Annotated in this window: 13 protein-coding genes; 11 read left to right on the top strand and 2 right to left on the bottom strand. The window is 57.0% G+C overall.

Features of this window, described 5'->3' with window-relative positions; genetic code table 11:
- The first annotated feature begins 238 nt into the window (after window positions 1–238).
- The 6 genes from WX88_RS04695 to dnaJ all read left to right on the top strand — a co-directional run bounded on the left by WX88_RS04695 (window position 239) and on the right by dnaJ (window position 7,435).
- The gene (locus tag WX88_RS04695; RefSeq protein WP_046243194.1) at window positions 239–2,479 is read left to right on the top strand and encodes a sodium-translocating pyrophosphatase; all 2,241 of its coding nucleotides are present in this window, start codon (window positions 239–241) and stop codon (window positions 2,477–2,479) included.
- Between the two features lie 207 nt (window positions 2,480–2,686).
- Window positions 2,687–3,262 carry a phosphoribosyltransferase gene (locus tag WX88_RS04700; protein ID WP_316932306.1) on the top strand — a complete coding sequence of 192 codons (576 nt, stop codon included), beginning with the start codon at window positions 2,687–2,689 and terminating at the stop codon, window positions 3,260–3,262.
- Between the two features lie 74 nt (window positions 3,263–3,336).
- Window positions 3,337–3,963: an adenylate kinase gene (locus WX88_RS04705; protein ID WP_046243196.1), complete on the top strand. Its 627-nt coding sequence runs from the start codon at window positions 3,337–3,339 to the stop codon at window positions 3,961–3,963.
- Between the two features lie 143 nt (window positions 3,964–4,106).
- Window positions 4,107–5,099, top strand: a complete 993-nt coding sequence (gene obgE / locus WX88_RS04710) for a GTPase ObgE (RefSeq protein ID WP_046243197.1) — start codon at window positions 4,107–4,109, stop codon at window positions 5,097–5,099.
- Between the two features lie 459 nt (window positions 5,100–5,558).
- The gene (locus WX88_RS04715; RefSeq protein WP_052732355.1) at window positions 5,559–6,137 is read left to right on the top strand and encodes a nucleotide exchange factor GrpE; all 579 of its coding nucleotides are present in this window, start codon (window positions 5,559–5,561) and stop codon (window positions 6,135–6,137) included.
- A gap of 158 nt (window positions 6,138–6,295) precedes the next feature.
- Window positions 6,296–7,435: a molecular chaperone DnaJ gene (gene dnaJ, locus WX88_RS04720; RefSeq protein WP_046243198.1), complete on the top strand. Its 1,140-nt coding sequence runs from the start codon at window positions 6,296–6,298 to the stop codon at window positions 7,433–7,435.
- 123 nt (window positions 7,436–7,558) lie between these two features.
- Here dnaJ and WX88_RS04725 read toward each other — a convergent pair whose 3' ends face one another.
- The gene (locus WX88_RS04725; protein ID WP_052732356.1) at window positions 7,559–8,458 is read right to left on the bottom strand and encodes a TraB/GumN family protein; all 900 of its coding nucleotides are present in this window, start codon (window positions 8,456–8,458) and stop codon (window positions 7,559–7,561) included.
- Between the two features lie 208 nt (window positions 8,459–8,666).
- Entirely contained in the window at window positions 8,667–8,972 is a 306-nt protein-coding gene (locus WX88_RS04730) for a hypothetical protein (protein WP_046243199.1), read from the bottom strand.
- Between the two features lie 153 nt (window positions 8,973–9,125).
- Between WX88_RS04730 and WX88_RS04735 the strand changes: the two genes are divergently transcribed.
- From WX88_RS04735 to WX88_RS04755, 5 genes are all read left to right on the top strand, one after another.
- Window positions 9,126–9,632, top strand: coding sequence for an RNA polymerase sigma factor (locus tag WX88_RS04735; RefSeq protein WP_046243200.1), 507 nt, complete (start codon window positions 9,126–9,128; stop codon window positions 9,630–9,632).
- Entirely contained in the window at window positions 9,632–10,273 is a 642-nt protein-coding gene (locus tag WX88_RS04740; RefSeq protein ID WP_046243201.1) for a hypothetical protein, read from the top strand. The genes WX88_RS04735 and WX88_RS04740 overlap by 1 nt, the downstream gene beginning before the upstream one ends.
- 66 nt (window positions 10,274–10,339) lie before the next feature.
- Window positions 10,340–11,278 carry an ABC transporter ATP-binding protein gene (locus WX88_RS04745; RefSeq protein ID WP_046243202.1) on the top strand — a complete coding sequence of 313 codons (939 nt, stop codon included), beginning with the start codon at window positions 10,340–10,342 and terminating at the stop codon, window positions 11,276–11,278.
- Window positions 11,279–11,330: 52 nt separating this feature from the next.
- The gene (locus WX88_RS04750) at window positions 11,331–12,716 is read left to right on the top strand and encodes an ABC transporter permease (RefSeq protein ID WP_046243203.1); all 1,386 of its coding nucleotides are present in this window, start codon (window positions 11,331–11,333) and stop codon (window positions 12,714–12,716) included.
- A 111-nt stretch (window positions 12,717–12,827) separates the two neighbouring features.
- Window positions 12,828–13,718, top strand: coding sequence for a ChaN family lipoprotein (locus WX88_RS04755; protein WP_046243204.1), 891 nt, complete (start codon window positions 12,828–12,830; stop codon window positions 13,716–13,718).
- The last annotated feature ends 109 nt before the right edge of the window (window positions 13,719–13,827 follow it).

Genomic DNA, 13,827 nt, shown 5'->3' on the forward strand with positions numbered 1-13,827 from the left:
GTTGAGATTAGCGTGTTATTAATGCGGAGGCATCCCAAGAATGGATGGCATAGTAAGAAAATGCGCTTGAGTATTCATTCTAACTGAGTTCTCAATTTCATTATTAGTGTCGGGTAGTGCCAACCGCGTTGGCCATGGGCTACTTTTCGTATGAATTGAGTATAAGGGTTGTTTACCTAGCAAATTCAGCTATTTTGCAGAACAAAACCCACTCATTCTCTTACTATTCTTCCTTCCTATGACGCCATACCTCTACGCTGTGCCCGCGTTGGGCCTTTTCGCGTTGCTCTACACCTGGGTGCGTGCCGGCTGGGTAGCCAGGCAAGACGCTGGTGATGCCCGCATGACTACCATTGCCGGCTACATCGCTGATGGGGCCATAGCCTTCCTCAAAGCCGAGTACAAAGTGTTGGCTCTATTTGGGTTGATTGCGGGAGCCTTCCTGTTCTATCTGGGCAGTACCAGCGGCAATTCCAGCCCAGTTATTGTCATTGCCTTTCTGATTGGTGCCGTGTTTTCGGCTTTGGCCGGCTTCATCGGGATGAAAATTGCCACCAAAGCCAACGTGCGCACCGCGCAGGCCGCCAAAACCAGTCTCAGCACTGCCCTGAATGTCTCTTTCTCGGGTGGCTCGGTGATGGGCATGGGGGTAGCGGGCCTCGCCGTGCTGGGCTTGGGCGCCCTGTTTATTGTTTTTTATAAGATGTTCGTGCCCAGTGGCCTTGCCACCGGGCAGGAAATGGAAAAAGCTCTGGAAGTCCTTACTGGCTTTTCGCTCGGGGCTGAAAGTATTGCCCTTTTTGCCCGCGTAGGGGGCGGCATCTACACCAAAGCGGCCGATGTGGGAGCCGACCTCGTGGGCAAGGTCGAAGCTGGTATCCCGGAAGACGACCCCCGCAACCCCGCCACCATTGCCGACAACGTGGGCGACAACGTGGGCGACGTGGCGGGCATGGGCGCCGACTTGTTTGGCTCCTACGTGGCTACTATTTTGGCTACCATGGTGCTGGGGCGCGAAGTAACCGTGACCGGCGACCAGTTCGGTGGCCTTTCGCCCATCTTCCTGCCGATGGCCATTGCGGGCATGGGCATTATCGCCTCGCTCATCGGCATTCTGTGCGTGCGGGTGAAGGAAGGCGGCAACGTGCAGGCAGCCCTCAACCTGGGCAATTATATTTCTGTCATTGTTTCAGCGATGGCTTCCTATGGCTTAATTATGTGGATTTTGCCTGCCGGAACCTTTACCATCCGCGGTATCAGCTTCGATGCCATGCACGTCTTTTATGCGGTGCTGGTAGGCCTGGTCGTGGGCACGCTGATGAGCATCATCACCGAGTATTACACCGCCATGGGCAAGCGGCCGGTGAACAGCATCGTGCAGCAAAGCAGCACCGGTCACGCCACTACCGTCATCGGTGGCTTGGCCGTTGGTATGGAATCTACGGTGCTGCCCATTCTGGTCTTAGCGGCTGGTATCGTGCTGAGCTTTAAGGCAGCCGGGCTTTACGGCGTGGCCATAGCGGCTGCGGGCATGATGGCCACCACTGCCATGCAGCTGGCCATCGACGCGTTCGGGCCCATTGCGGACAATGCCGGTGGCATTGCCGAGATGAGCGAATTGCCCAAGGAAGTGCGCGAGCGGACCGATATTCTCGACGCCGTGGGCAACACCACGGCGGCTACGGGCAAGGGCTTTGCCATCGCCTCGGCCGCGCTTACTTCGCTGGCCTTGTTCGCGGCCTTCATGGGCACAGCCCACATCGATACCATTGATATTTCGAACGCCGAAGTATTGGCGGGCCTCTTCGTCGGAGCGATGATTCCGTTCATCTTCTCGGCCCTGGCCATTGCGGCCGTGGGCCGGGCGGCCATGGCTATGGTGCAGGAAGTCCGCCGGCAGTTCCGCGAGATTCCGGGGATTATGGAGGGCACGGGCCGGCCGGAGTATGAGAAGTGCGTGGCTATTTCCACGCAGGCCGCCATTCGGGAAATGATTTTGCCCGGCGCAATTGCGCTACTTACGCCCATCATCATCGGCTTTCTGTTCGGCCCCAAAGTGCTGGGCGGCCTGCTGGCCGGCGTCACGGTGAGCGGCGTGCTCATGGCTATGTTCCAGAGCAATGCCGGGGGCGCCTGGGACAACGCCAAGAAGTCCTTTGAAAAAGGCGTAATGGTGAATGGCAAGATGGAATACAAAGGCTCTGATGCTCACAAAGCCTCTGTGACTGGCGACACCGTAGGCGACCCGTTTAAGGACACTTCCGGCCCGAGCATGAACATCCTCATCAAGCTGATGAGCATCGTATCGTTGGTTATTGCCCCTCATATTGCCGAAAAAGGTGGCGAGCGTGGCATGGCCCCGGTACAGCTGCAAAATGAGCACACCGAAGTCACGGCCCGGCCCCACGTGCGCTATGCTCAAGCCCTGGCGCCAGCTGCGGCCTGGGTTATTTACACGGCTCTGCGCGAAGTAAAATAGGAACCCGGATTCAGCCGGATTTTACGGAGTGTGCCGTATTACCAATGAGTCGCTGAAGATTGCAAAAGGCCGTTGCCGCTCAGGTAACGGCCTTTTTATTGGTTCAAAAGGCCCAAGTTCCAGCAGCACCTTGCAAGCTTCTGCGGCAAACCATTGCGCAACCATACCGGGCCCAATCCGTGAAATCCGGCCAATCCGACTAAATCCGTGATTAGCTTTGCTGCTCAATTCTCTCCGCGTCGCATGGGGCACTCCCACATTACCATCCACAACAAAGCTTTCCGGCCGTACCTCTCGGCCGCCCAACTGGATGAGGCCGTGACGGGCCTAGCCGCTCGCCTCAGTGCCGATTATGCCGGGCGTCAGCCCTTGTTCGTGGTCGTGCTCACGGGCGGCTTCATGTTTGCTTCGGACCTGCTCAAGCACTTCACCGGGCTCTGCGAAATCGTCTTTATTCGGGTGGCTTCGTATGAGGGAACGGGGAGCACGGGCGTGGTTCAGGAAATCCTGGGGCTGCGTGAAGACGTACAAGGCCGCCACCTCATCGTCATCGAAGACATCGTTGATACGGGCACGACCATGCACCACTTACTGCCCACCTTGCTAGCCAAAGGCCCGGCCTCGGTCGAAATAGCTACCCTGTTCTTCAAGCCCGAAAGCCTGAAGCATGAGGTCGACCTCCGCTACGTAGCCATGGAAATTCCCAACGACTTTGTGGTCGGCTACGGCCTTGACTACGACGGTCTGGGCCGCAATCTGCCCGATGTGTACGTGGCCGTGTAACCGTTCCTTTATTACGGATTGATTAACTTGCCCGAACCACTTAACCTTCCCCCTAGCGAAACGCTGCTTATTACATGCTGAATATCGTGCTGTTCGGCCCGCCCGGTGCCGGTAAAGGAACCCAGAGCCAAAAACTCATTGCTCAATACAACCTCGTGCACCTGAGCACCGGCGACCTCCTGCGTGCCCAGATAGCCCAGGGCACGGAGCTGGGGCTTACCGCCAAAAAGCTCATGGACGAGGGCCTGCTCGTGCCTGACGAAGTCGTAATCGGCATGATAGACCACGCCTTGCAGGCCAACAAACAAACCGCTGGCGGCTTCATCTTCGACGGCTTTCCGCGCACCGTGCCCCAGGCCGAGCGGCTTGACCAGCTGCTGGCGCAGCATGATAGCGGCATCAATTGCATGATTGCGCTGGAAGTAGCGGAAGAAGAGTTGGTGACGCGCCTGCTGGAGCGCGGCAAAACCAGCGGCCGCCCCGACGACCAGGACGAAAGCAAAATCCGCCGCCGCGTAACGGTGTACAATACCGAAACGGCCCAGGTGGCCGGCTACTATGCCGCCCAGAAGAAATTTCACTCCCTCAACGGCATCGGCCCCATCGATACCATCTTCACCCAAATCTGCGGGATAATTGACCAGCAGAAGCCCGCGGTTCCCGAAAACCCAGCGGCGGCCACGAGCGAGGTAAAAGCCTAGGCTGCGCAAAGCGCGGTTAATTATGAGTTACAAAGTATGAGTTATGAGTTTCGGGCGCATAGCCGGGAATTCATAACTCATACTTTTTGCTGTTACTCTAAGCCAACTCGTAATCCATAATTCAAAACTCATAATTAAAGAAAGTGGCTTCCAATAACTTCATCGATTACGTCAAGCTCATCTGCCGCTCGGGCAAAGGCGGCGCGGGCTCGCGCCACTACTTCCGGGCCAAGGGCCTGCCCAATGGCGGCCCCGACGGCGGCGACGGCGGCCGCGGCGGCCACATCATTCTCGAAGGCAACTCGCAGCTCTGGACGCTGTTGCACCTGCAGTACCAGAAGCACGTGTTTGCCAAAGACGGCGAGGGGGGGGGCGAAAACCTGCGTACCGGCGCCCAAGGCGACGACGTGGTGCTCCAAGTGCCCCTCGGCACGGTGGCCCGCGATGCCGAAACCGGGGAGAAGATGCTTGAAATTACGGAGCACGGCCAGCGGGCCATTCTCGTGCCCGGCGGACGCGGCGGCTGGGGCAACGACCATTTCAAAAACTCCATCAACCAGGCGCCCGAATACGCCCAGCCCGGCGAGCCCGCCGTGGAAGCCATTGTCATTCTGGAGCTGAAGCTGCTGGCCGACGTAGGCCTCGTGGGCTTCCCCAACGCGGGCAAGAGCACGCTGCTCTCGGTGGTATCGGCGGCCAAGCCCAAAATTGCCGACTATGCCTTCACTACTCTCGTGCCCAACCTGGGCGTGGTGGCCTACCGTGACTACAAGTCCTTCGTGATGGCCGATATTCCCGGCATCATCGAGGGCGCGGCCGAAGGCAAAGGCCTGGGAACGCGCTTCCTGCGCCATATCGAGCGCAATTCCATTCTGCTCTTCATGATAAGCTGCGACAGCCCCGACATCGCGGCCGAGTACCAGGTATTGATTAATGAGTTGGAGCAGTTCAACCCCGAACTACTGGATAAGAAGCGCCTGCTCGCCATCACCAAGTCCGATATGATTGACGAGGAGTTGGAAGCGGAAATTCGGCAGGCGCTCCCGGCGGAAGTGCCGTCCCTCTTCATTTCCAGCCTGACAAACAAGAACATTCAGCCACTGAAGGACCTGATTTGGAAGGCCCTGCACGAGTAGGGGAGGGGGCGCCGGAATTCAGAAAAAGCATCTACCCTTCTTCTCCGGACTGCCACCCGATGACGCAGACCGGCCCGAAAAGCGAATGCCAAAACGGACTCTATTCCTTGGAAAGAGCCTGCTACGCCCCATCCAGGGCTCCCGATACCGGCCCGCCTGTCTACCAACTTCCTCCGGCCCACCCCCAAGCTCCCGCCATCCCTCCCGAAGCTCCGGCAAGCCTCACCGAAGCCTCAGAAAGTGTCCCCGAAGCCTTAGAAACAGCTAATCGTTGTGCTTAGCAGGGGGAGTCTGGTATTTTGGCGGGAATTCACGCTCTTTCGAAAACACCGCGTGCTGCTACGAGCTAGCGCGGGTGTCACTCTGTCAGCCTGTGTCCCTTTGGCAAGTTCCTTGCGCCCGCAGGGTGACTAACCGGCTAACCCCGTGAAAAACCCATTCCGACGAATCTTTCCCAAAATGGCTGACGATAATAAACTGCCCCAGGACGACAACCTGACTGCTGACCCCACCAACGTAGCTGGCGAAATGGCCGATGTTGACGGTGAAATCACCGACCCCAACATGACTGCTACCGGTGCGCCCCAGGGCGAAGGCACTCGTACCGATGCCGAGCTGGCCGACCTCAAGGACAAGTACCTGCGCCTGGCTGCCGAGTTTGAGAACTACAAGCGCCGCACCACCAAAGAGCGAATTGAATTGTTCAAAACCGCCAACCAGGAGCTGATGACGGCCTTGCTGCCCGTGCTCGACGACTTTGAGCGCGCCCGCAACGCCACCCGCGAAACGACCGATGCCAATGCCGTGCGCGAAAGCATTGATATTATTCAGAGCAAGCTGAACAAAACACTCCAGCAAAAGGGTTTGACCGCTATGGAAACCAAGGGCGGCGACTTTGATGCGGAGCTGCACGAGGCCATCACCCAAATCCCCGCGCCCAGCGACGACCTAAAGGGAAAAGTCGTGGACGAAGTGGAAAAGGGCTATTATTTGGGCGATAAAGTAATTCGCCACGCTAAAGTGGTGCTTGGGCAGTAATTTTAAGGTTTGATAGAATAGCAAAACGGTCAGCAAAGGCTGTCATGCAGAGCGCAGCGAAGCATCTCGCGTGCTTCAACTACTTAGTGGTGGCGGGCAAGATGCTTCGCTGCGCTCTGCATGACGGCGTTGACTGATGTTCAGATACACCCACTCAGATGGCAACCAAGCGCGATTATTACGAAATACTAGGTATCGCCAAGAATGCGGCGGGCGACGAAATCAAGTCGGCTTACCGCAAGATGGCCATCAAATACCACCCGGACAAGAACCCGGACGACCCGACGGCCGAAGATAAGTTCAAGGAGGCGGCTGAGGCTTATGAGGTGCTTAGCAACGCCGATAAGCGCGCGCGCTACGACCGTTACGGCCACCAGGGAGTGGGCGGCGGCAACGGCGGCGGGCCCAACATGGAGGATATCTTCTCGCAGTTCGGCGATATTTTTGGCGGCGGGGGCGGCTTCGAAGGCTTCTTCGGCGGCCGTCAGGGCGGCGGTCGGCGCCAGCGCAAGGGCTCGAACCTGCGCATCAAGCTGAAGCTCGACCTGGAGGAAATCGCCAACGGCGTTGAGAAGAAAATCAAGGTGAAGCGCTACGTGGCTTGCCAGCCGTGCAGCGGCACCGGCGCCAAAAACGGTACCGATTTGAAAACCTGCGCCACCTGCCAGGGCTCCGGCCAGACCAAGCGCGTGGTGAATACCATGCTCGGCCAAATGGTGAGCAGCAGCACCTGCCCCACCTGCAACGGCGAAGGCAAAACGGTGACTGCTACCTGCGACGTGTGCAAGGGCGAAGGCCGACAGCTGCACGAGGAAGTGATTCCCATCAACATTCCTGCCGGCGTGGCCAACGACATGCAGCTGAGCATGAGTGGCAAAGGCAACTTCCCGGAGCGCGGTGGTGTGCCCGGCGACCTGCTTATTCAAATTGAGGAGGAGCCGCACGAATTCCTGAAGCGCGACGGCAACAACATCATGTTCGAGCAATACATCTCCTTCGTGGATGCGGCTCTGGGCGCGAGCCTGGAAGTACCAACTATCGAAGGCAAGGTGAAAATCAAGGTGGACCCCGGCACTCAGCCCGGCAAAATCCTGCGCCTGCGCGGCAAGGGTATCAAGGACCTTAACGGCTACGGCCGCGGCGACCAGCTCATCCACCTCAATGTGTGGACGCCCAAGCACGTGAGCAACCAGGAGCGAGAGCTGCTGGAAAAGCTCCGCGACTCGGATAACTTCACGCCGCACCCCGGCAAGAATGAAAAGGGCTTCTTCGAGAAAGTGAAGGAGTACTTCCAGTAGCAATCTAATAGGGGTTTCTCGCAAAGAGCCCGCCTTTCTCATTTGAAAGGCGGGCTCTTTTTATTTGCTGCCGCTGCTAAAGCTGCGCTGCTTGGTTAGTTGTGAAACGCTTGTCTCGAACACTTATAGCAGCGGTTTTACCTGATAGCCTTGCTGCCGGAGCAGGGCCAGCACACCATTGGGGCCGCCGAGGTGGGCAGCTCCCACCGCGAAAAAGGTGGGCTTGCTGGCAGCCTGTTGTGCTATAAGCGGAATCCAGCGCTTGTTGCGGTCATTGAGCATTTGGTTCTCGTATTCCTTCATGCCAAATTTGCTGTTCAGAGCTACTTTCAGGAGGCCTTCGACATCTTGGGCCTGATAGAGATTGAGCATGTTGCGAAATTCCTGTTCGGCTTCAGCATGCTTGTTCACGATATCGGACAGCATGTGGGCTTGTTTTTCACACGGAATGTTGTCAAAAATACCCATCTGCTCGGCCACGGTTTCCAGGCCAATGACTTCCATCTTCTTGGCTTTGGCCATTTCCACCAGCGTCCCTTCATAGCTTCCCACCGGACAGCCCAGTATTTTGGGGTAGAGCAGGGAGGCCAAAATGAAGGGTTTCATCGTGGTCATTTGGGCGAAGGGCATTTTGAGCTGGGTGGTGTAGTAGTCGCTCACGGCGGTGTAGTCCTCCTTGCTCATGCAGCCTTGCACGGTTTGGCCGGCCGGCATTGTCATGAGGCCGCGCATTTCTTCGGCCATGGTAGGGCTATCCATATCTAACTCAAGGGCCACTTGCTGCGAGTTGTCGATGGCCTGCTGAATAGTTGGACTGATTTTCAGGTCGTCGGCGCACAGCAGGTGAATAGTGCCAAATACATAGGAAGGCTTGGCGAGCTTATTGCCCGAAATTTCCCAGAGCAACGACTTCGTAACGGGCTGGGCAGGGACTGCGCTGGTGTTTTTGGCCGTCTTTTGAGCATGGGCCAGGGGGGAAGCCAGCAGCAAGGTACCGGCTAGTAAAAGGTGAGGAAAACGCATTTTTACAGAAAAAAGGTGAGAGTGAAATGATAATAAGTGCGACAGGCAAGCTCGTAATCCTCAGCCTACCGCGGATTAGGACCGGTGAGGAAGCTGAATAGACAAGATTCCATTGTGGACCGACCTTTCTTGTGCCAGCTGGTCGGCGCCGGGAAATACGTTGCCACACAGATGAGACGAGGAGCCCTGATTTGGCGCTGGCAAATAATTAGCGGATGCTTGGGCTTTCGGTGTTGGTCCGTCCTACCTTGGCTTTCAAATCGTGGCCGACTTGAAAGCTGAAAAGCAGCAGAGCGGCTCCTACCAGCAGCATCGAGCCGTAGCGACGCCAAGTGGGTAACGGCGTGCTGGTGGCAGCCCCATAGGCTAGCGTCGGAGCGTAGGCCAAGTCGGAAAGAGCGAAGCCAATAGCCAGAGTACCACTGGTGGCTGCGGCCAGCCAGGTGCCGGATACCGTGTGAACAAGACTCAGTAAGCCAAAGATGAGGCCGGTGATGACATTGAGCTTTTTCATGGCGAAATAGTTTGAACCCTTTAATTTGATTGCTTAATCGTGCACGGCAGGCAAGCATTACAGCACCTAGCGTTTTTTACTGTTGATTTTTTTACGGTGGCTGTAATGCCCGCTCAGCTTTGGCGATTCATTCCCCAAAACCATCACCTAGTAATGCCCGCCGCGCCGTCCGCCGATTTTGTTGCCGCGCTGAACGAGTACCAGCCGTTGCTGCGGCGGGTGGCCCGGCTGTACTGCCAGGATGCCGACGACCGCCAGGACTTGTTCCAGGAAATTGTGTTGCAGCTGTGGCGGGCGTGGCCGCGCTACGTGCCGCAGCCCAATACCAAGCTCAGCACCTGGCTCTACCGCATTGCGCTGAACGTGGCCATCTCGAACCTGCGCCAGCGCACCCGCCGCCCCGCGCCGAGCGAACTGGATGCCGAAGCCTTGGCCGTGGCCCAGGCGCCCGAATCTGGTTTCGATGCCGACGACCACGCTGCCCTCTACCGGGCCATCGGCAGGTTGTCGGAAATCGACAAGGCCTTTATTCTGCTCTACCTCGAAGACCGGCCTTATGATGAAATGGCCGAAATTCTAGGCATCACCCAAAACAATGTGCGCGTGAAAATGCACCGCGTGCAGGAAAAACTTCGCTCCTTTTTACTTCACGCCGTCTGATGGAACTCGATGACCTCCGGCGCCAGTGGCAGCAGCCCGCGCCGGCCGAAGCACCAGCGGCCTTCGATGCCGTGGCATTGACCAAGTTGCTGGCCCGCGGCTCACGTAGCCCGGTAAGCAAGATGCGCCGCAACGTTTGGCTGGAAATCAGCTTTGCGGCGGTGATTATGATTCTGACCAGTATAGGGTTGCTTTATGCGCGAGACACCCATATACATATACGAACGCTGCTTGGGGGTATGATTATTATATGCCTGCTCAGCGGGTTCTATTACCGCCGTAAGTTGGCAGTGCTGCATAGCCTGGGTGACGCCAACGGAGCCTTGCGTGAGCACGTGGTACGACAGTTAAGTAGCCTGCGTGGGCTAGTGAAGTTATACTACCAAGCCACTATGTGGTCCTCGTATATGGGGCTAGTTATAGGGTTGTTCTTTACTGGCACAGACGTCGTGCATACTGTGTCAAGGTCTAAGCTATTAATAGCCATTGCTATTATGTTCGTCGTTTATGGAATACTAGGGCTGTTCAACTACTTTATTATGGGCCGGTTTACGCGGTGGTACATTCAGCGCCTTTATGGCCAGCACCTCGACCAACTGGAGCGCTCCTTACGCGAGCTGGATGATGAACCCAGCGCCTAAATTTCTTTGCCGCCTGACTTCAGTTCCCTTCCTCTACATTTAATTCCTCACCTAACCCCTTTTTCTGTGAACCCCATTCTCGAAGCCATCGACGTGCGCAAGGCTTACGCCAACCACGTCGCCCTGTCTGGTGTGAGCCTCGTCATTCCGGAGGGCAGCATTTTCGGTTTACTTGGCCCCAACGGCGCCGGCAAAACCTCGCTCATCCGCATCATCACCCAGATTACGGGGGCTGATTCCGGCGAAATCCGGTTTCGTGGCGAGCGACTCAACCCTTCGCACATTGCCCAAATCGGCTACTTGCCCGAAGAGCGGGGGCTTTATAAGAAGATGAAAGTGGGCGAGCAGCTGCTCTACCTGGCCCAGCTGCGCGGCCTGAGCCGGACCGATGCTACAGCGCGCATCAAGCAGTGGCTGGCGCGGTTCGAGATAAAGGAATGGGCGGGCAAGAACGTGGAAGACCTGAGCAAGGGCATGCAGCAGAAGGTGCAGTTCATTGCCACGGTGCTGCACCAGCCCAGCCTGATTATCCTGGACGAACCGTTCTCAGGCTTCGACCCGATTAACGCCAACCTGATTAAGGACGAGATTCTGGCCTTGCGCGACCAAGGCTCGACCATTATTTTCTCCACGCACCGCATGGAATCGGTGGAAGAACTCTGCGACAGCATTGCCCTGATAAATAAATCGCGAAAGGTATTGGATGGCTCGGTGACCGATATCAAAAACCAATTCAAAACCAATACCTACGAGCTAGAAGGCCGGGGCCGCTTCATGCTCACGCACCCCGATTTTGAAGTGCTGGAGCAGAAGGAGCGTGAAAACGGGTACGTGTACGCCCGCATCCAAATCCACGCCGGGGCCACGCCCAACGACTTGTTGCGCTTCGCTATGACGCAGCTTGAAATACAAGCCTTTCGCGAGCGCATTCCGAGCATCAATGAGATTTTCATTCGGCGGGTCGGGGAAACGATGCCGGAGTCGCTGGTCGAAATAGCTTCGTAACGCGGTACGCGCTGAATTCTGCTTTCCCCCTCATCCTTTCTTTTGCAAAACCATGGATAAAATCTGGCTTATCATCCAACGCGAGTACCTCACCCGCGTCCGTAAAAAAAGCTTTCTAGTCATTTCGCTCCTGGCCCCGTTGTTGATGGTGGGTTCGGGCATCGCCATTGGCAAGCTCAATTCTGCCTCCGGCCCCGATACCGTGGCCGTGCACGATGAAAGCGGCCTGAATCTGCTTGGGCAGTTGCAGGACAACGAAGACGTGCACTTTGTACCGGCCGCTGCGGGTTCGCTGGCCACGGCCCAGGCCGCGTTCGAAAAAGCAAAGCCCAAGCAGGCAGCCCTGCTGAACTTCCCAGCGGGGTTTGCTCTCGATAGCACCAAGGGCATTCAGGTGCTGAGCAAAGGCAACGTGTCGCTCAACCGCCAGAACAACATTCGCAAGGCCGTGAACAAGGCCGTGAGTGAGTTGAAAATGGCCCGCTCTGGCCTCAAGCAGGAAACCATTAGCAACCTGCAGGCCCGAGTAGAGCTCACGGCCATCAACTTGGACGAATTGGGCGGCAAGCGCAACGATGTGGGCGTGACTACCGCCATGGCTTACATCCTCTCCATCTTGGTGTACATGTTCATCTTCATCTACGGCGTGCAGGTAATGCGCGGAGTGAGTGAGGAAAAATCGAGCCGTATTATGGAGGTAATGATTTCGTCGGTGAAGCCATTTCAGCTCATGATGGGCAAGATTTTGGGCATTGCCGGCGTCGTGCTCACCCAATTCGGGCTGTGGATGGCGCTGTCGTGGAGCATCAGCACGGTAGTCGTGCCAATGCTGCTCAAATCCGACAAACCGTCCATAAGCACCGCTGCCCCTAGCGGCCATGGTGTTACGTCGACGGCGCCCGCTTCGGCCCCGTCCGCTCAGGCCCCTGCAGCGGCTGCGCCGGCTACCGCGGAGGCGGTCGCCCCCCGGCCCGGTCAGTTTAGCTTGTGGAGCGTGCTGGAAGGCCTGCCCATTGGCAGCATCATCGGCGGGTTCCTGTTCTTTTTCCTAGGCGGGTACTTGCTGTACTCAGCCTTGTTTGCCGCCATCGGCTCGGCGGTGGACGACCAGACCGACGCGCAGCAGTTCATGTTCCCCGTCACCGTGCCACTCATCCTGAGCTATGTGGTCAGCATCAACGTCATCATCAATGGCGACCCCAACGGTCCACTGGCTTTCTGGCTGTCGATGATTCCCTTCACTTCGCCCATCGCCATGGTAATGCGGTTGCCTTTCGGCGTGCCCGGGTGGCAGTTGCTACTATCAGGGGCGCTGCTGATTGCCGGTTTTGTGGGGGTAACCTGGGTGGCGGCCCGCATCTACCGGGTTGGTATTTTGATGTATGGCAAAAAAGTATCATATAAAGAATTGTCGAAATGGATGTTTTATAAAGGATAGAAAAAGGAACATAAAACGTCATGCTGAGCTTGTCAAGGTGTCTTCACTGCGTACAGTAATTACTGCTGCAGTAAAGGTGCTTTGATAAGCTTCGCAGGACGCCTTTTTAGCATGAAAATTCCAGCATTCCGCGCACTCCTTATTTTTTGCCTCGCGCTAACCAGTTCCGCCTTCGTTGGCGACCGGCCCGCTTACCGCCTCTTCACCGCCGCCGGCCAGCCCGCGGATTATGACCAGATGCTGAGTGAGCTGGCGCAGGCCGACGTGGTGCTCTTCGGCGAGCAGCACAACGACGTGATGGCCCATTGGCTGGAACTGCAAGTAGCCAAGGACCTGCAGAAGCTGAAAAAGCCCGGCCAATTCGTGCTAGGCATGGAAATGTTTGAGCGCGATGTGCAGCCGCTGGTGGCACAGTATGCCGCCGGTACTCTCGCCGATACGGCCCTCGAGCGCCAAGGCCGCCCGTGGCCCAACTACGCCACCGACTACCGCCCGCTGCTGCTGTTTGCCCGCGAAAATAAAATTCCCGTCGTTGGCACCAATGCCCCGCGTCCGTTTGCGCAGGCCGTAGCGCGGGGCAGCCTCAAGGCACTCGATAAGCTGCCGGCCAACGACCGTGCCCTACTGGCCCCGCTACCCCTGAAAGTGGATTATGAGCTGCCCGGCTACAAAAAAATGGCCGCTATGTTCGGCGGCGACAGCAAAACCCACGGCGGAGGCGCCCAGAACATTATTCAGGCCCAAGCATTGAAGGATGCCACGATGGCCCATTTCATCGGCAAGAGCCGTCAGGAGGGCCAAACCCTGCTTCACCTGAACGGCAGCTACCATTCCGACCACCACGACGGCATTGTGGCTTACCTGCGCCAGTACGCGCCCAAGCTCCGCGTCAAAACCATCAGTGTGGTAACCCAGGACCAGCTTCAGCAACTCGATAAGGAGCAGGTGAACCTGGCTGATTTCGTGGTAGTGGTGCCAGCCGATGCGAGCAAGTCGTATTAGAGGATGGGCCAAAGAAAAGGTTGGGAGCGAAGCCCGCTACGCCATCTTTCCTTTTAGTCCTTACGTTACACCTAGCCGTGCTCGCATCGAATCCTGAACCATTCTTCTC

It is taken from the genome of Hymenobacter terrenus (genome assembly GCF_000972495.1).
GTDB lineage: Bacteria > Bacteroidota > Bacteroidia > Cytophagales > Hymenobacteraceae > Hymenobacter > Hymenobacter terrenus.